Here is a 17,867-nt window from a genome sequence, read left to right on the forward strand (position 1 = left end):
TGTGAGACCTGCGTCACCCCCGGGCCACCTTTTACCCGGGCGAGGGGATGCGCCGGAGCCGGATTTTGCGCAACAAGAAGTGACCTTTCAGCGGACCCATCCAAAGGAGTGACGGGTGAAGCAGTTTGAATCTTTGACCGGGAAACAGTTGTCCCGGAGACAGTTATTGACCGGATCGGCCCTCCTTGGCGGAGGCCTCCTGGCCACCGGCCTCACCGGCTGCGGCGGAACCGCCCAGGCTTCGGCCGTTCAGGACATTGATTTCTGGCACCTCCTGTCCGGTGGTGACGGCATCAAGATGCAGGCCATGATCAACAGTGCCAACCAGGCGAACTCTGGCTTCAAAGTGCACCCCACTGTGCTGGCCTGGGGCCCGCCGTACTACACCAAATTGGCTATGGCATCAGCAGGCGGACGGCCACCGGAGGTAGCCATCATGCACGCAAGCCGGGTTCCCGGGTACGCGCCCGGCGGACTCATAGAGCCCTGGGACCTGGACCTGCTCGCCGAGAACGGAGTGACAAGCGCCGATTTCGCACCGCGGATCTGGGAGAAGAGCCAACAGAACGGCAAAGTCTTCTCCATTGCACTGGATTCGCACCCTTTCGTCATGTTCTACAACACGGACGTGGCCGGAAAAGCCGGAATGCTCGAAAGCAACGGCCAACTCCAGGAAGTCACGTCACCTGAGGATTTCAAGGCCATGGCCTTGGAAATGCAAAAAGTCACCAAGGCCCACGGCCTCTCGTTTGGCTACCTGAACCTGGGATCACAGATGTGGCGGCTGTTCTACACGCTCTACAAGCAGCACGGAGCGGAGATCGTCCTGACGCCGGGCCAGCCGATGAAGGTGGACCGCGACGCTGCCATCGAGTCGTTGGAGTTCATGGCATCGCTTTTCGACGACACCATCGCTGCCAAGAGCGGCGATATCAACACCGGCATCGCCGAATTTGTCCGGGGCGAATCAGGCATGCTGTTCAGCGGCGTCTGGGAACTTCCCACCATGAAGAAGGCGGGATTGCCGGTGGACGCCGCTACCATCCCAACGCTCTACGGGACCCCGGCGGCCTACGCCGATTCACATTCCTTTGTCCTTCCCCGGCAACTCAACATCAGCGAGGACAAGAGGCGCGATGTCTACAAGTTCGTCAGCGACGTCCTCAAGGGATCACTTTCCTGGGCCGAGGCGGGGCACATCCCCGCGTTCCAGCCTGTGGTTAAATCGCAGGCCTACCGTGAGCTCACGCCCCAGATCCACTACGCCAATGCGGCGGACGTCATCGCGTACGATCCCGAAGCCTGGTTCAGTGGCTCCGGCTCGGACTGGCAGACCTACTTTGCCGAGCACATCCAAAACGTGCTTCTTGGACGCGACAAGGCGGCCACTGGTTGGGACGGCTTCGAGGCCCGCACCAACAACCTTCTCTCCCGCCCCAACCCGGTCTGACCGGCACCAGCGCACCGAGCGACAAAGGAGTCTTTCATGAGTTCCTCTACAGTGTCCCGGCGGACCAGCCCGTCCCGGACAACACCACGGCAAGGCGCCAACCGCGGGCCATCGCTGCGTAGGAACAAGGACAACCTGAGTGGTTGGGGATTCGCAGCCCCGTTCCTCGTGTTCTTCCTCGTCTTCCTCCTCTGGCCGCTCCTCTCCGGCTTCTTCATGAGCCTCACAGGCAAGTCCCTGACAGGCGCCAACGACAACTTCATTGGTTTTGCCAACTACGCCGAGGCCTTTGCCGACGCGGGAATGTGGCGTTCCCTGGGCAACACGCTGTACTTCACGGTGATCAGCACAGTCCCGCTGGTGCTGGTTGCGCTGGTCATGGCGGCGCTGTTGAACATCGGCCTGCCGGCCCAGTGGCTGTGGCGGCTGTCCTATTTTGCCCCGTTCCTGCTGGCCTCAACGGTTGTGTCCCTGTTTTTCGTCTGGATGTACAACCCGCAGCTTGGCCTCATCAACAATTTCCTGGCTTCGCTGGGCATACCCAAAGTGGGCTGGCTCAACGACCCCAACGTAGCCATGTGGTCGATCGTGATTGCTACCCTCTGGTGGACCGTTGGCTTCAACTTCCTGCTGTACCTGGCCGCCATGCAGAACATCCCTGCACAGCACTATGAGGCAGCGTCGTTGGACGGCGCCGGAGCCTGGCGCCAGTTCTTCTCCATCACACTGCCGCAGCTCACGCCCACCACCGTGATGATTGTGTTGCTCCAGATCCTTGCTTCCCTGAAGGTCTTTGACCAGATCTACCAGATGACTGCGGGAGGACCGGGCGGATCTACCCGGCCCGTGGTCCAGTACATCTTTGAAACCGGGTTCACCGGATACCGGCTGGGCTACTCCGCAGCCATCTCCTACATCTTCTTCGGACTGATTGTGGTGGTTTCCGTCATGCAGTTCGTCATTACCCGCCGCAGGAGTGCATAACCATGGCAACCCCTACCCTCACCCGACCCGCACCACGCACCAGCACAGACCAAATCATCCGGCAGCCGCGCAAGAAGTTGACCGTCGGCAAGATTGCCGCGGTAGTCGTCGCCGCCTTCATCGCCGTGCTGTGGCTCATCCCGTTTGCCTGGGCTACCGTCACCGCCTTCAAGTCCGAGACTGATGCGTCGGCGTCGAAGATCAGCTGGTTTCCGCCGTCGGGCTTCACAGCGGACGCGTTCGTCAAGGTGTTCCAGGACGGCAACATCCCGCTCTGGACGTGGAACTCGCTTTACACCTCGGCGGCCATCACCGCCATTACGCTGGTGATCTCGGCACTGGTGGCGTACGCCCTGTCCAGAATCGATTTCAAGGGCAAGAAAGTGCTGATGACGGTGATCATCGCAGCCATCATCATCCCGCCGCCCGTGCTGATCATCCCGCTGTTCTACCAAATGCTGGCGTTGCAGCTGATCGATACCTCCTGGGCCATCATCCTGCCGCAAGTCATCCACCCGGCCATGGTGTTCGTGCTGAAGAAGTTCTTCGACCAGATCCCGCGTGAGCTCGAGGAAGCCGCCGTGATGGACGGTGCCAGCCGCCTCCGGATCTTCATGCAGATCATCCTGCCGTTGTCCCGGCCCATCCTGGCAGCCGTGGCGATCTTCGTCTTCATCGGTGCGTGGAACAACTTCCTGTGGCCGTTCATCGCCACCAACGACGGCAACCTGCTCACCCTCCCGGTAGGCCTGCAGACCATCAAGAGCGCGTACGGCGTCCAATATGCCCAGAACATGGCGTCCGCCCTGCTTGCCGCCTTGCCGCTGATCGTCGTCTTCCTGTTCTTCCAGCGCCAGATCATCAAAGGCGTCGCGACGACGGGCCTCGCCGGAACCTGACCGGCACCCTTTTCTGAAACACCCGGACCCGAACCACAACCAAGGAGATACTGCACATGTCACGCGCACGGATCACCCTCGATCGCGACTTCACCATCGGCGAAGTACCCCGCCGCCTATTCGGTTCCTTCGTGGAGCACATGGGCCGCTGTGTGTACACCGGCATCTACGAACCCGGGCACCCGGAGGCTGACGAAAACGGCTTCCGGCAGGACGTCCTCAAACTCGTCAAGGAACTCGGTGCCACCGTGATCCGCTACCCGGGCGGCAACTTCGTCTCCGGGTACAACTGGGAAGACGGGATCGGCCCGCGGGAGGACCGCCCCCGCCGGCTGGACGGTGCCTGGCACACCGTGGAGACCAACGCGTTCGGTCTTCACGAATTCGTGGACTGGTCCAAGCAGGCCGGAACGGAAATCATGGAAGCCATCAACCTGGGCACCAGGGGAGTGGACGCGGCCCGCGAGATCGTGGAATACGCCAACCACCCTGGCGGCAGCTATTGGTCGGACCTCCGTGCCAAGAACGGCCACAAGGATCCGTTCGATATCAAGCTCTGGTGCCTGGGCAACGAAATGGACGGTCCCTGGCAGATCGGCCACAAGACCGCCGAGGAATACGGCCGCCTGGCGCAGGAAGCCGCCAAGGCCATGCGCTTCGTCGACCCTTCCATCGAGTTGGTGGCCTGCGGCAGTTCCAACTCGGGCATGCCTACCTTCGGCGCCTGGGAACAGACCGTCCTGACGCACACCTACGAGGAAGTGGACTACGTCTCCCTCCATGCCTACTACCAGGAGCGCGACGGCGACGTTGGCAGCTTCCTGGCTACCGCCGTCGACACTGACTACTTCATCGAGTCCGTGATCGCCACCGCTGACGCCGTGCGCGCCAAGGGCAAGCACAAGAAGCACATCAACCTGTCCTTCGATGAATGGAACGTCTGGTACCAGCGCGGCCTGGATACCGAAGACCAGCCGCACAATGTGATCAAGGCCGGCTGGCGCGAGCACCCGCGAATCATCGAGGACAAATACAACGTCACGGACGCGGTGGTGGTGGGAACGCTGCTCAACTCGCTGCTCCGCCACGGCGACCGCGTCAAGATCGCCAACCAGGCTCAGTTGGTCAATGTGATTGCGCCCATCCTGTCCGAGGAGAACGGACCTGCGTGGAAGCAGACCATCTTCCACCCGTTCGCGCGGATGGCCGAGCTCGCCAAGGGCCAGATCCTGCGGCTTTCGGTGGACTCGGACAAGTACGAGAATGCGCGGTTTGGCGGCACGGACCTGGTGGACGTCAGCGCCACGTGGAATGAGGAAACGGGGCGCGTGGCGCTGTTCTTCGCGAACCGGGGCCTCGAAGAAGCCGCCGACGTCGAGGTGGCGCTGCGCGGTTTCGACGCCCGGCAAGTGGTCCGGGCCGAGGTCCTGGAAATACCGGAAGGCGGGGACCGCTTCACGGTCAACAGCCAGGAGCAGCCGGGCCGCGTCGGCTTGAAGGCGTTGGATGGCGTCAAAGCCACTGGTGCTGAACTTCGCCTGACGCTGCCTGCGTTGTCTTGGTCCGTCGTCGAGCTTGAGGTGGCGAAAGCCTAACCGCGCACCCAACTGGGTAACAGCAAAAGCTGTTACCCAGTTGGGTTAACGCACGACGGCGGGGGCTACTTAGACCGCGCAGCCGTCCGGCCCGCAGGCCTCGGCGTCGGAGGCGCCCACGGGGATCAGCGGATTGGCTTCCTGCCACGCCTGGTTCAAGGCCTCGCTGAAGAGCTCGGCAGGCTGGGCGCCGGAGATGCCGTATTTGCGGTCGATGACGAAGAACGGTACGCCGGTCACGCCGATGGCGCGGGCCTCGTTGATGTCCTGGTTGACTTCTTCCGTGTATTTGTCCGTGGTGAAGAGTTCGGCGACTTCGTCCGCCGGCAGCTCGAGCGCGGCCGCGAGTTCCGTGAGGTACTCCTGGTTTCCGATGTCTTTGCCGTGCTCAAAGTGATCGCTCAGCAGCTGCTCCTTGGCGGCATCCTGGCGGCCGTGCGTTGCGGCGAGGTGGATGAGGCGGTGAGCGGTGAAGCTGTTGGCCACCACCACGGTGTCGAACCGGTAATTGAGGCCTTCACCCTTGGCTGTCTCGGTAACGTGGCCGAACATCTGCTTGACCTGCTCCGCAGCCATGCCCTTGCGCTTGCTCAGGTAGTCCAGTTCCGTGCCGTCGTAGTGCTCCGGAATTGTCGGGTCCAGCTGGTAACTCTTCCACTGGACGTCCACTGAATCACGGTGCGGGAACTGTGCCAAGGCGGTCTCGAAACGGCGCTTGCCGATGTAGCACCATGGACACGCGACGTCTGACCAGATCTCAATCTTCATGTTGTGGACAACCCTCCGAGCACGGGAGGCATTCCTTACACGCCTGTTATTTTGCTCACCCGTTGCTGTGCAGCCGGGGCCCCAATAGTCTTGGAAAGGGTTATGAAGCCAGCCCTATAGTTGGGGGTTTCGCGCGGAGGCCCGGCATGCGCATCGGACTCGTCGTTGGACCATGGTTTACCGTGCCGCCGGAGAAGTACGGTGGCACGGAACGGGTGGTGGACGCCCTTGCCTGCGCCTTGGTGGACGCCGGGCACGAGGTTTTCCTTGCTGCTGCCTCGGACAGTACCTGCCCAGTGCCCCTGGTCCCCGGGTTGGAAGTGTCCGAGCCCGACGAATTGGGAACCAGCCTGTCCGAACTGAACCACGTGATCAAGGCCTATGCGGGCCTGCAGGACGTGGACATCATCCACGACCACACCCTGGCCGGACCCCTCTACGCGCACCGTCCCACCGGAATACCCGTGGTGACCACCATCCACGGGCCGCTCTCCCCACGCACCGCAGGCCTGTACCGGGACATGGCCCAGGACACCGCCATCATCGCTATCTCCCACGATCAAGCCAACGGCGTCCCTGATTTGCCCATCGCCGGTGTCATCCACCATGGCCTGGACCTCTCCCAGGTCGCCGTCGGCGGGGGACTGGGAGGCTACGCGTGTTTCGTGGGCCGGATGTGTCCCGACAAGGGTCTCCTGGAGGCGGTGGATGTTGCGCGACAGGCAAGCATTCCCCTTCGCATCGCCGCGAAAATGCACGCCCCGGACGAGCGACAGTTCTTCCATGACGTCGTGGAACCAATGCTTGGTCCCAACGAAGACTTCGTCGGCGAACTGTCCGACCCCGCGAAATACGAACTGATGGGTGATGCGTTCGTCCTGCTCAACCCCATCCAATGGCCCGAACCCTTCGGCCTGGTGATGATCGAAGCCTTGGCCACCGGAACTCCAGTCCTGGCGACCTCGATGGGGGCAGCACCGGAAATCCTGTCCCACGGCGTGAACGGTTTTCTTGCCCCGGCCCAGGAACTCGCAGCCTACATCGAAGCCGTGAAAGGCATCAGCCGGGAGGCGTGCCGCCGTTCAGTCCAGGACCACTTCACCGCAGCCCGAATGGCCGAGGACCATGTAGAACTTTATGCGCGGGTCATTGAACGATTTGCCGCCAAGGCAGAGCCGCTTCCATCAATTTAGCCTTCCGTCGATTCAGCTCAGAGCTCGTACTCCATGACGAAGTCGTGCTCCACCGTGCTGCCCAGCGTGAACGACTTGGTGCCCACCCGCTGGAAGCCGCTCTTTTCGTAGAACCGGATAGCCTTCGCATTCTCGCTGTTCACACCCAGCCAGACACCGGCGGCGCCCTTGTCTGCCGCGTCCGCCAGCGAGGCCTTCATCAGGCGTGACGCTGCACCGTGGCCGTGGTGTTCAGGGTGCACATAGCATTTGCTCAATTCTGTGGACGGCAGCGCCGAAAGGACCGAGGCGACTTCGGGGTCGCTTGCCGGTTTGGCGATCAGCATGGTGTACCCGTTAAGCTGCCCGCCGTCGTCGAGCACCAGGATGGTGATGTTCGCGTCGGCGAGGTAGTCCGCAAAGTTGGCCTCGCTCAGCGTCTTCTCAATATGGGCCTGGATGTCGGCCGGCGACGAGCCGGGAGGGCAGGCCAGCGGAAAGGTGACGGCGGCAAGCTCGGCCAGCTTCCCGGCGTCGTCCGTCTGTGCGGTGCGGATGGTCTCGGTCATGTGGTCCCCCTCGGAGCCTGTGGACAGCTGATGCGCCTAAGAAGAAATCCTAGGCGCATCGGCTGTTACTGCAGGTATCTGAAGACGCCCCATGGTGGATGGTTGACGAGGAGGCAGCTTGACGTATGCCGCGCAGCAAACAGGGCCGGACGTTGTACGGACGCGCTGCGGAACAGCGCTTTTCCGCCGCAAGCGAGGCACCGGAGGTGGTGCCGGAGCTCGTACCTGACCGTCCTGCTCAACGAGGCGAAGAGTTCCGCATCCCACTCTTCCTGGTCCGCCAGACAAAAGGCCCTTCTCACCGCTTTTCTCCAAGTCGTTGACGATGGGACTATGAGCGTTCGTCCACCAGCACCCTTGACGACTCGCCGGCTCCCTCTTGGGAAGGCCCGTTGAGGTATCGGTCCAAAGAGTCATCCATGGCGTTGATCCACCGGGTATGGTGCTTGGTTGCCATGGTGCCGGTAACAACTGAGCGGTGGATGGCGTCGCGGTAGCCCAGGATGTCTGTGTGCTTGTTGTGCATCCAGTCCTTGAACAGCTGGGAAACGGCGTCGAGGTCAAAGGACGGGTAGTCCGTTGCATCGATAAGTTCACGCAGGTAGTCCGACTGGAAGTCGGCCTCGGCGTCGTGGTCCGGGAGTGCCGCCTGGCGCTCAAGCCAGAGCATGATGTCGGCGTCGCGCTCTGCAAGGGTGGGCAGCTCGATGACTCCGGTCATGACGTCGCGGGCAAACCATGCCTGGGCGTCGAACATGTTGAAGGTGTAGTACTGGTCCTGCGCACCCAGGTAGAACAAGTTGGTGTTCTGCTGCCAGACCACACCCTTGTAGAGATTTGCCGGGTACAGCACGTTCCGGGAATTCAGGGACAGTTCGCTGGGCAGGAACGGATACTTGTGCTGGTAGCCGGTGCACAGCACGACGGCGTCAAAGTCGTCGTGGGTGCCATCGCTGAAGTATGCGGTGCGGCCTTTGAAGTGGGTAACCAGCGGGCGCTCAACGGTGTTCCAGGGCCAGTGGTAGCCCATGGGGTTGCTCCTGTAGCTCATGGTGATGGAGGCGGCGCCCATTTTGTGGGCCTGCATCCCGATGTCCTCGGCAGAGTAGCTGCTGCCGATCATCAGCAGCCGCTTCCCCACAAAGCGCTCGGCCCCGCGGAAGTCGTGGGCATGCATGACTTCACCGGGGAAGGATTTGATTCCTTCGAATTCGGGGACCGCAGGAACGTGGAAGTGGCCGGTGGAAACCACAAGCTTGTCAAACACATGCGTTTCGGTGAGGTTGGTCCGGAGGTCCTCAACCGTCAGCGTGAATTCCTGGGTTGCCTCGTTGTACGTGGTGTGGCGTGCCACGGTGTTGAACTTGACGTACTTGCGGACATCGGACTTTTCGACCCTGCCCTTGATGTAGTCAAAGAGGACCTCGCGGGGCGGGAAGGAGGAAATCGGGCGTCCAAAGTGCTCATCGAACGAGTAGTCCGAGAACTCGAGGCACTCTTTGGGCCCGTTGGACCAGAGGTGCCGGTACATGCTGGAGTGAACCGGCTCGCCGCTGGCATCCAAACCAATCCGCCAGCTGTTGTTCCACTGGCCGCCCCAGTCATCTTGCTTCTCGAAGCACTTGATGTCAGGGATTTCGATGCCCTTTTGCCGTGCTGATTCGAATGCTCGCAGTTGCGCCAGGCCGCTCGGTCCTGCGCCAATGATTCCGACTCGAAGTGTCATGCTGCTTTCCTCTTCCAGAGTTATGTAATGTGCCTCCGCTGCGCGAGGCGATGAGTTGAGCTACTTCGTGAGCCGGCAATCGCAAACGTCGGTTCGTGGTAGCCAAATGGGTCCTGTTCCCGCTGCTTTCGCGGGACTTCAAGAGGGTCTGCCGGGCTCCTGCCAGTGCGGTGACCGGCAGGAGCCCGGCTGACCCGTCGGTCCTTGGCCCGGAATTTCCTAGGCTGCGAAATCGCGATCGCCGGCAAAGAACCCGAGGGCATAATCGGGAGTTTCGAACTTCACGGTGGTGCCCTTGGGGAAGAACAGAACGTCGCGTTCCTTGGCCCGGGTTACTTCGCCGGTTGCCTGGTCCGTGAGGATGAATTCGCCGGCAACAACAACCTTCATTTCGTCGTACGTGTAGGTGTAAACGAGGGGCTTCGATGCCTTCAGCTCGAAGAATCCGGCGCACATGACAGATCCGGCCGGGTTGGAGAGGGAGTCTCCAATTGCCGCGTCGCAGCCTTCTTCGTTCATCGAGGGAAGGTCGAGGTAGCCGCCTTCAACTTTGTGGATAGATCCAGCCTTGCTCAGTGATCCGTTAAGCGTTTCCATGATTTCTCCTTTGAGTATGGTGAGGATTTCGGCAGAGCTGTGTCACGGGACTGTTGGTTCTTTTCATCGCCCCTTTACCGCCGGGCGACGTCGGCTTGTCGGGCCTTCAGGTCTGTGATGCGTGTCACGCCCCTTGCCTGAATTACGTTGACATGAACGCTTGTACAAGTCAACCGTTCATGAAAAATTCGTTGGATTGCCTGCATGCAGAATTCTTTGCCTTGAACCGTTGACTTGAACATCCGTTCCTGTCAAAGTTGGCATCGCTGTGACCCACATCATATTGGCGCGATGGGCCTTGAAATCACTGATGATTCTGTGGCGCAGCTGGCACACCTACGAAAGGGTGAGAACTTTGACCACAACCCCTACACCGCTGATGCGGACGCCAATGACCGGGGAAGTCATTGACCTCTGGTCAGCTGAACCCATGACCCCGATGAAAGAGGAGTGGCCGCGGTTGCGGTGCCGATTCATCAACTCCAAGCCGGTGGGCCGTTGGGCCGATTTCATACTCTCGGAGTGGGAGTTGGAAGCTTGCGGCTGGGAGGACTTCCACCCTCACACCGAAACCAACGTGCTTCTTGAAGGTGAACTTCACGTTGAAAGTGAAGGCAAGACCGTCATCCTGAAACCCGGCGACGCTGCCAGGGTCAACCCCGGACAACTTGGCCGATACTGGGCACCGGTCTATGCCCGGATGGTCACGATCTACGGGCCAAACCCGGAAGGCCTGGAGTCAGACTCCTTCCGATACTTCGAGCTCTAGACAAGCCGCTCCACCCCATTCGTCCGCGGCAAAATGCCGACGTTCGCACAAGAAATATTTCATCTCGCATCCACCTGCGCGATGCGGCGCAATTAACTGCATTCTGATCGCCACTTTGAGTGATTCCATCCGGCATGCAGTGACATTGTCCTGCCTGCAAACACGTCAGTTTGCAGATATTGATGCCATTCAAAGGAGATCTAATGAGTCAAGAGACATTGGACGGAGTCGACCACCTGAAACGGTCAATCGACTGGAAACAAGGACTCGCCATTTCGCTGGGGGTGCCCTTGCTGATATTGCCTTCCCTGGGCTACCTGCCGATGTACTTGTCCGCCGCCGCAATTCTTATCTGGGGATTGTCAGTTGTTCAAGGATTCTTCCAGAACACGGCGTACGCGGAACTTGCCACAACCTTTCCCAAGGCCTCCGGTCTGCCAGGCTTCGCCCAGCACGTATTCCGAACCGAAAACCACAAGGGCCGGTTCAACAAGGGCCAGCTGATCGGCGGCTTCAGCGCATGGAGCTATTGGTTCGCATGGAACCCGGTGCTCGCCATCTTCGCCATGCTGGTGGGCGGCTACCTGCACGGATTGTTTCCGGCGCTGGCAGAAACCTTCACCGAGTACCAGCTCTCCCTGATCGCGGGTCTGGTGATCTTTGCCGGCCTGTCCGTGGTCAACTGGTTCGGCCTGAAAGACGGTGCCATCCTCGGCTACATCCTCGCTGCCGTTTCGTTGATTCCGCTGGTCATCCTGACCGTTGCCCCCTTCGCAACCGGACACGTGGACATTGCCAACATCACCGGAAGCTGGCTGCCTGCTGACTGGTCGTGGGACATGCACCACATACTGATCCTCTTCGGTATCTTCGCAATCGCCCAGTGGAGTGCTTGTGGCTGGGAAACGGCCGCCATCTACGGCCCCGAGTACAAGAAGCCCGGAAAAGACGTGCCCAAAGCGCTCTTCTCATGCGGCATCATCTGCTTCTTCTCGTACGTCCTGGTTCAAGCTGCCGTCATTGGTGTCCTGGGCGTTGACGGTGTGATGGCTGAACCGATCTCGCCGCTGATCCCCGTTGCCCAGGCTGTTTTTGGCAGCGTTGGATCAGTGGTCACCATCGTCATGCTGATTGCTGCGATGGTCCTGATTATCCAGACCGCTTATTTGGGCTCCTCGCGGGCCATGCACTCGATGTCAGCCGAAGGCAATCTTCCCAAAGTATTCGGGAAAACCAACCGCCACGGAACTCCTTGGGTTGCCATGTTCTTCACGGCAGCTTTCAACGTGGCCCTCATCTCCATGGGATCAATCCCGGCAATTCTTGCGGCGGCGGCCATCGGCTACACCTGCGCGAACGGCATCAGCCTCTTTGCATACGTCAAGGCCAAGAGGCACCCATCGTTCCGGCGTCTGGAACGCCCCTTCCGGGCTCCTGCCGGTTGGAAGAACGTGGCCTTGCTGTTCGGTCTTTTCAACCTTCCCCTCTGCCTGGTGGGCGTCGTTTACCTGAACAGCCTGGAGATCGGCTGGGCCTCAACCTGGCTGGGATTCATTGCTTTGGCGCTCTATGTCCCCATCTGGTTCTTCACGCAGTATGAACAAAAACGCCATAAGGGGGCCGCTGCAGCCAAGGAGTCTGTGAACAATGAAGCCCCGGGCAGCGTCGACGCCGAGGATGTAAACGCGTCCGATTCCGAGCTGGACGGCGATCCCCAGGCGGTTCCCGCCGCCCGCTGATGCGTGGCTAACCACCGGAAAACGGCTGGATGACGGACGGTGAGTCCGGGATACCCAGTGGGCCAGGCGCCCACTGGGTATCCTCGTCCCAACGGTGTAGCCAGGTTTCCTAGAGGCCCGCTTTGATCAGGAGCGCGTCAACCATCATGAGGAAGTTGCCGCGATGGTCCGTCGCCTGGGGATCGGTAATGTACTGAATTGCCGCGCCGTCAAAGATCATCAGAAATGACCGCACCAAGGTCGCAATTTCCATCTGGCAGTTCTCGCTGTCATTCTCGGCCGCCGAAGACAGCAAATTTCCCAGCTCGACTACGTACGCCGGATAAATCTTCCCGGCAACATGACTCGAACCGATGTTGCGTGTTGCCCACAGGATGAGTTCGAATTCAGCGAGCAAACTGGCGGGTTCGTCCACCAGTGAATGCCAGTATCCATCGGCTACCTGTTCCACGGTCTTGCGCAGGCCCAAATGCAGGGGAAGGTCACGGGAGAAGCGTCCCAGATTCTTCAACCAAGCTCCGGCCGCCGCCTCCATGAGGACGTCCTTGTTGTCAAAGCAGTAGTGCGCAGTAGCCAACGGGGCATTGGCTTCCTTGGCGATGGCACGCATCGTTACCGATTGAACTCCCTCACGCTTCATCAATTCCACGGTGGCGGCAATTAGCTGTTCTTTTCGTTCTTCTGAAGGTATTCGCACGGTGTCCTCCCTGCGCCCGTAGGTCATTTCCTACAAGAGTATTCCCGTTGGGACCGTCCCTACGCCCCGACCGTCTTCAGGCAGCTCTTGATAGCTCGCAGGCCGGGTCAGGCGGCCGGTTGCCAGCCCAAAGCAGGCCCCAGTTTGCCGGCAATGTCGCTAAGAATCTGCACGTAGTCCTCGTGTTCAAAACTAAAGGGCAGCGCGAACGCCACCTCGTCCACTTCCTGGAAACCAGCATGCGCGTACAGTTGCTCGGCGATTTCGTCGCTGGTGCCGATCAGATCCCGGGCGAACAGCATGCCCTTCGGCCCCTGTGGAGCCAGCGTGCGGGGACTGCGTTCGTCAACATATCGCTGGTACTTCTCCCGCTGGTCCTTCGAAGCGGAATCGGTGGGGATCACCACCAAGCCTTGTGAGACCCGGGCAAGGTTTCCGGACGCTACGGCGGCCTCGCGGTACGCACGGATCTGTGATTGCTGGACCCTGGCAAAGTCCGGTTCCTGGTCCTTGTCCGGGAAGATCACACTGCTGGACAGCAGGTTGAACCCGTTGGCCCCTGCCCAGACGGCCGACTTCCCGCTGCCTGCCCCGTACCAAAGCCGGCCGCGCAGCCCGGGAGAGTGCGGCTCCACCCGGTTTGAGAATTCCTCCACAACGCCCTGCTTGCCGGAGAAGTCCCTGACCTTCTCGCCGGCGACCAGACGGGCAAACCGTTCCACGCGGGCATAGGAGAAGTCTTCGTTTTCCGAGGAATCCGGGAACAGCTCATGCTTCACGGTGTCGTAGTGCATGGGTTCGCCTACGCTCAGCCCCGGATTGATCCGTCCCCCGGCGAGCAGATCCACTGTGGCGAGGTCCTCCGCCAGACGCAAAGGATTTTCCCAGCCCAGCGGGGTCACTGCGGTGCCGAGCTCAATTCTGGAGGTTCGCTGGCTGGCGGCGGCCATCACCGCGACAGGGGAGGAGATCCCGAACTGCAAATGACGGTGCCTCAGCCAGGCGCTGTCGAACCCCAATTGCTCACCGAGTTCGATGATCTCCAACGTTGAGCGGTGGCCCGCGGCCGGATCTGCGGGGTCGAACAGTCCGATTGTGAGGAATCCAAGCTTGCGGAGGGGATGGTCGGGGCTGGGCATGGGACTTCCTTCAGGACTCGGGCTTTGGGCTCGGGTGGCGGCTACTGCCCAGAATAGGTGCCGGTACCGAGGACGACGGCGGGACGTTACCTTTTGTGATGGGCGCGGGGGTGTGGGCCGCAGTGAACAACGCTTTGGTCTTTGGGTCGAAGAAGATCAGGTAAATGCCGGCAGCGATCGACAAGACCGCCGCCAAACCGCGGGCAAAGGACAGGGGCCAGGTCAGGTCCCCTGGTTGCAGGTAGGGGAAAACCTCAATCTGGTCCGAGATGGCGTAGATCATGAAGAAGATGGTGAGCGCGGGAATTGCCTTGAAGTGCCACTGCCGCGGTATGCCGATCACGGCAAACAGGGGCAGGAACCACAGGATCCACCACGACTGGATCATCGGAGCGAGGAGAACCAAAGCCGCAAAAGCGATTGCCAGTCGTCGGACGACGTCGGTGTTGTCGCCGCGGAGAATTTGCCAACCCACAACGATGATCGAGGCGACCTTTCCCACCAGGTGAACCCACGTCGCCCAGTTCCAGCCGTCCACACCAAAGCTGTTCCCGATCGATGCCACGATGAGCCCGGCCAGTCCCACCGGTGCATACCAGATCCACATGCTGCCACGATCAAAAATGCCGTCAATCCAACCGAATCCTGTGCCGGCCAGCAGCCCTAAAAGAGTCAGGAGGCTGAAGCTCATGAGTCCCACGGCCGTCCACGAACGGATCTTACGGCCCCAAGTGGGGTTTCTTCCCGCCCAGAGCAGCCCTATGAACGGCAGGAAAATCAGGGCGATTGGCTTGATGGACACCGCGAGAGTCACCAAGAGCACACCGCGTTTGGCCCGCCCGGTAAGGGCGTAGTACAACCCGGCGAGGGCCAGGCCGATCATCAGCGAATCGTTGTGGACACTTGCGACAAAGCAGGTGAGGAAAACCGGGTTGGCAGCGGAAATCCATAGGGCCTTGGCCGGGTCCACGCCGAAATGCCGGGCCAGGCGCTGAATGTAGTAGGCGGAGATGACGACGCCGGCGATGGAGACCAGGCGGAACAAGACGACGCTCATCTCAGGGTGCAGCCCAGTCAGTCCGACTATGGCCTGCTCAATCCACAAAAACACCTGGCCATAGGGAACCGGAGCCTCGGTCCACATCTTGTCAGCGCCCAATTGGAAATAGTTCGGCAGCGCCGAGATCCCGTACTGGTAAGGGTTCAGGCCTTCGAGCATCAGCCGGCCCTGGCCTATGTAGGCATAGACATCACGGCTGAACAGAGGAACGGAGAACAGCAGCGGTAGGCTCCAAAAGGACATGGCACGGACCACGGCGGGGGCTGCCTGTTGGCCCCGCGAACCGATCTCCTGACCGAGCCGCAGCCATGCTCGAGTCAAGAGCATGCCGCCGGCTGTCAGGAGCGCAACCGAAATCACCACGCCCCAGAACTCCGTACGCATCCCAATGAACAGCGGGAGGCGCCGAAGCTCGGAAATAGGCGCGAGCCAGCCGATGCCGATTGAGGCGAAGGTCATCATCGCCGACCCCAAGGCACCGGACCAGTAGTCCACTGTGGTCGCTGACGTCAGAGGTCCCTGGTGGGGTTCGGCGGATGAGCTTCCAAGGGTAGCCGGGGCGGTGGGTTTGCCAGAGCTGATGAGTGCCAAGGGCTGATGATTTCCTTACTAAAAGTAGGGCAAGGGAGACTCAGGAGCGTGTCACCGAGCCGTCTGCCGCAACCGTGACTGTCAGCGGCTGGCCGGCGAAGGACAGGCCCTGCACGCTGATAGGTGCAACGGTATTGAGTGGTTCTACTTGGAGATTACCCGCCTGGGCGTCCGCGCGCAGACCGAGCAGGGCGGACAAGACTCCCACAGATGCCGCTGCAGACCAAGCCTGCGGCTGGCACGACGCCGGGTACGGGATTGGCGATGACGCTGTGGCAGAGGAGTCTCCTGAGTGCAACTCAGGCATGCGGTAGTCGAATCCTTCGGCAGCATTCAGCAGGCCCTCGATCAGGGCTGCGGCTTCCTCCCTGAAACCCTCGCTAATCAAGCCGGAGATGGCAATTGCTGTGTCGTGTGCCCACACCGATCCGCCGTGATAGCTCAGTGGCCAGTACCCTGCAGAGTCAGTAGACATAGTGCGCAGTCCAAAGCCGGAGTTCATTTCGGGGGAAGAAAGGCGTTGCGCTACCAGTTTCGACTGGGCGGCGTCGAGAATTCCGGTACCGAGGAGGTGCCCTATGTTGCTCGTGACAGTGTCGACTTTCTGCTTGTTGGCGTCCAGGGCGACTGCCGGGTACGCGCCGTCGGGGGATCCGATCCAGAAGGATTCGTTGAAGCGGTCCTTGAGGTCTGCAGCCCAAGAGCGCCATCCCTCGCCTGGGCGCCCGAAGTGCTCAAGGAGCGCAGCGCCGCCCATTGCAGCTTCGTAGGCGTAGGCCTGAACTTCGCAAAGGGCTATGGGACCCTCGGCGAGTGAGCCGTCCCGCCACTGGATGGAATCTCCTGAGTCTTTCCAACCTTGGTTGGCCAATCCGTGTCCCGTGGTGTCTGCGTACTCGATCAGACCGTCGCCATCGCTGTCGCCGAAGTCCCGCAGCCAGCCCAAGGCCGCTTCCAGATGAGGAAGCAACTGCTCTACTTCGGCGTCGGGCATACCCCATTTCCAGGCATCGTGGAGCAGGTTGACCCACAGTGCCGTGGCATCCACAGTGCCGTAGTACAGCGGCGGCAGCGACACATTCTCGCCAGGAATGATCAGCGTCTTGGCGCGGAGTTCGTGCATGATCTTGCCGGGCTGTTCGGCGGTTTGGTTGTCTTCCCGCGTGCCTTGCAGTGCTGCCAGGACGCGCAGGGTTGATGCGGCGGTTTCGGTTCCAAAGGGGAGGAGCATCCGTGCGGCCCAGATCGAGTCCCGTCCAAACAGCGTGAAGAACCACGGAGCGCCTGCGGCGAGGAACACCTCATCGGGGTGGTCCAGCGTCACCATGCGCAGGGACTCCAGGTCCTTCAGCGCGGCGTGAACCCAGGAAGAGAGCCGGGAGTCGCCCGAGTCGATTTCCACCCCCGACCATGCGGTGGTCTTCGCAGCGCCGTGCACAACCGCGGCGTCATCGCGGACATCGACGCTCCACCTGACCGAGTGGCTTTCCCCGGCAGGAACAGTCATCTCCCACGAGACGGAGGCTGCGGAATCGGTGGCGACAACCGTAGCCCCGGGTGCATACAAGACTGCGGTCAGAGAAGGGGTCGCGAAGTTCACAGAGTCGCCCGATGCCCTTGTTGCGATTCCCTCGTTGTTGTCCCGCAGGCCGGCTTTCACGGTCTGCATGTCATTGAAGTCGGCGCGTACGGACACTGAGATCGTGGTGGTTAGTGGCTCGGACAGCGCGTTGGCCAGGATGAGGGTTTCAGTCAGGGAACCCGGGGCGATGGAGCGCTGACGGTCGATCCGAACGCGGGGATCGGCTGTGTGGTCGTCGATATGACGGGCCAGGGAGGTGAATGTTGATGTTCTTGGGCCGTCTGATGTTGTTGCGATGTGTTCGGTAGGCTCGCCGCCAACAATCAGGTCGATCTCGCTGAGCACACGCACGTCGGAATGGTAGAAGCCTTGAATTCCGCGGCCGAACATGTCGCCGTTGTTTGCTGACCATGCTTGGCTGGGGGCAGCGAGGAGTACAGCGCTGTCGTGAAGCAAGGGCTGGAGTGTCTGGGTCATGGGGTAGTCACGCCTCTCAGGCATTGGGTGTTGAAAGTATTCCGGGCACAGCA

Annotated in this window: 15 protein-coding genes; 7 read left to right on the top strand and 8 right to left on the bottom strand. The window is 60.8% G+C overall.

The features are described 5' to 3' along the window. Window positions 1-115 precede the first annotated feature (115 nt). The 4 genes from ACFRJ9_RS00870 to ACFRJ9_RS00885 are packed head-to-tail and all read left to right on the top strand — an operon-like array spanning window position 116 to window position 4,928. Complete coding sequence (locus ACFRJ9_RS00870; protein WP_377663395.1) at window positions 116-1,450, top strand: extracellular solute-binding protein; 1,335 nt, start codon at window positions 116-118, stop codon at window positions 1,448-1,450. A 36-nt stretch (window positions 1,451-1,486) separates the two neighbouring features. Beyond that, entirely contained in the window at window positions 1,487-2,434 is a 948-nt protein-coding gene (locus ACFRJ9_RS00875; protein WP_377663397.1) for a carbohydrate ABC transporter permease, read from the top strand. A gap of 2 nt (window positions 2,435-2,436) precedes the next feature. Beyond that, window positions 2,437-3,333: a carbohydrate ABC transporter permease gene (locus tag ACFRJ9_RS00880; protein WP_377663399.1), complete on the top strand. Its 897-nt coding sequence runs from the start codon at window positions 2,437-2,439 to the stop codon at window positions 3,331-3,333. 56 nt (window positions 3,334-3,389) lie between these two features. Next, a complete protein-coding gene (locus tag ACFRJ9_RS00885; protein ID WP_377663401.1) occupies window positions 3,390-4,928 on the top strand; it encodes an alpha-N-arabinofuranosidase in 1,539 nt (512 codons plus the stop codon). Window positions 4,929-4,997: 69 nt separating this feature from the next. On the opposite strand, the gene ACFRJ9_RS00890 is transcribed toward ACFRJ9_RS00885, so the two are convergent. Further along, complete coding sequence (locus ACFRJ9_RS00890) at window positions 4,998-5,696, bottom strand: DsbA family oxidoreductase (protein ID WP_377663404.1); 699 nt, start codon at window positions 5,694-5,696, stop codon at window positions 4,998-5,000. Window positions 5,697-5,842: 146 nt separating this feature from the next. On the opposite strand from ACFRJ9_RS00890, the gene ACFRJ9_RS00895 reads away from it, so the two are divergent. Next, entirely contained in the window at window positions 5,843-6,889 is a 1,047-nt protein-coding gene (locus tag ACFRJ9_RS00895) for a glycosyltransferase family 4 protein (protein ID WP_377663407.1), read from the top strand. Window positions 6,890-6,906: 17 nt separating this feature from the next. Here the strand turns inward: ACFRJ9_RS00895 and ACFRJ9_RS00900 are convergent, their stop codons facing one another. From ACFRJ9_RS00900 to ACFRJ9_RS00910, 3 genes are all read right to left on the bottom strand, one after another. Further along, window positions 6,907-7,437, bottom strand: a complete 531-nt coding sequence (locus ACFRJ9_RS00900) for a GNAT family N-acetyltransferase (protein ID WP_377663410.1) — start codon at window positions 7,435-7,437, stop codon at window positions 6,907-6,909. A 331-nt stretch (window positions 7,438-7,768) separates the two neighbouring features. Further along, complete coding sequence (locus tag ACFRJ9_RS00905) at window positions 7,769-9,163, bottom strand: NAD(P)-binding domain-containing protein (protein WP_377663413.1); 1,395 nt, start codon at window positions 9,161-9,163, stop codon at window positions 7,769-7,771. A gap of 219 nt (window positions 9,164-9,382) precedes the next feature. Continuing rightward, window positions 9,383-9,760, bottom strand: a complete 378-nt coding sequence (locus ACFRJ9_RS00910) for a cupin domain-containing protein (RefSeq protein ID WP_377663415.1) — start codon at window positions 9,758-9,760, stop codon at window positions 9,383-9,385. Window positions 9,761-10,115: 355 nt separating this feature from the next. On the opposite strand from ACFRJ9_RS00910, the gene ACFRJ9_RS00915 reads away from it, so the two are divergent. Continuing rightward, entirely contained in the window at window positions 10,116-10,529 is a 414-nt protein-coding gene (locus ACFRJ9_RS00915; RefSeq protein WP_377663417.1) for a cupin domain-containing protein, read from the top strand. A gap of 203 nt (window positions 10,530-10,732) precedes the next feature. Next, complete coding sequence (locus ACFRJ9_RS00920) at window positions 10,733-12,268, top strand: APC family permease (RefSeq protein WP_377663419.1); 1,536 nt, start codon at window positions 10,733-10,735, stop codon at window positions 12,266-12,268. Between the two features lie 109 nt (window positions 12,269-12,377). Here ACFRJ9_RS00920 and ACFRJ9_RS00925 read toward each other — a convergent pair whose 3' ends face one another. The 4 genes from ACFRJ9_RS00925 to ACFRJ9_RS00940 form a co-directional block, all read right to left on the bottom strand. Continuing rightward, window positions 12,378-12,965, bottom strand: coding sequence for a TetR/AcrR family transcriptional regulator (locus tag ACFRJ9_RS00925; RefSeq protein ID WP_377663421.1), 588 nt, complete (start codon window positions 12,963-12,965; stop codon window positions 12,378-12,380). Between the two features lie 107 nt (window positions 12,966-13,072). Then, complete coding sequence (locus ACFRJ9_RS00930; RefSeq protein WP_377663423.1) at window positions 13,073-14,104, bottom strand: LLM class flavin-dependent oxidoreductase; 1,032 nt, start codon at window positions 14,102-14,104, stop codon at window positions 13,073-13,075. A gap of 10 nt (window positions 14,105-14,114) precedes the next feature. Then, complete coding sequence (mptB, locus tag ACFRJ9_RS00935; RefSeq protein WP_377663425.1) at window positions 14,115-15,755, bottom strand: polyprenol phosphomannose-dependent alpha 1,6 mannosyltransferase MptB; 1,641 nt, start codon at window positions 15,753-15,755, stop codon at window positions 14,115-14,117. A 40-nt stretch (window positions 15,756-15,795) separates the two neighbouring features. Beyond that, window positions 15,796-17,814, bottom strand: coding sequence for a glycogen debranching N-terminal domain-containing protein (locus ACFRJ9_RS00940; protein WP_377663427.1), 2,019 nt, complete (start codon window positions 17,812-17,814; stop codon window positions 15,796-15,798). Window positions 17,815-17,867: the final 53 nt, after the last annotated feature.

The organism is Paenarthrobacter sp. NPDC056912 (assembly GCF_042786555.1).
Taxonomy (GTDB): domain Bacteria; phylum Actinomycetota; class Actinomycetes; order Actinomycetales; family Micrococcaceae; genus Arthrobacter.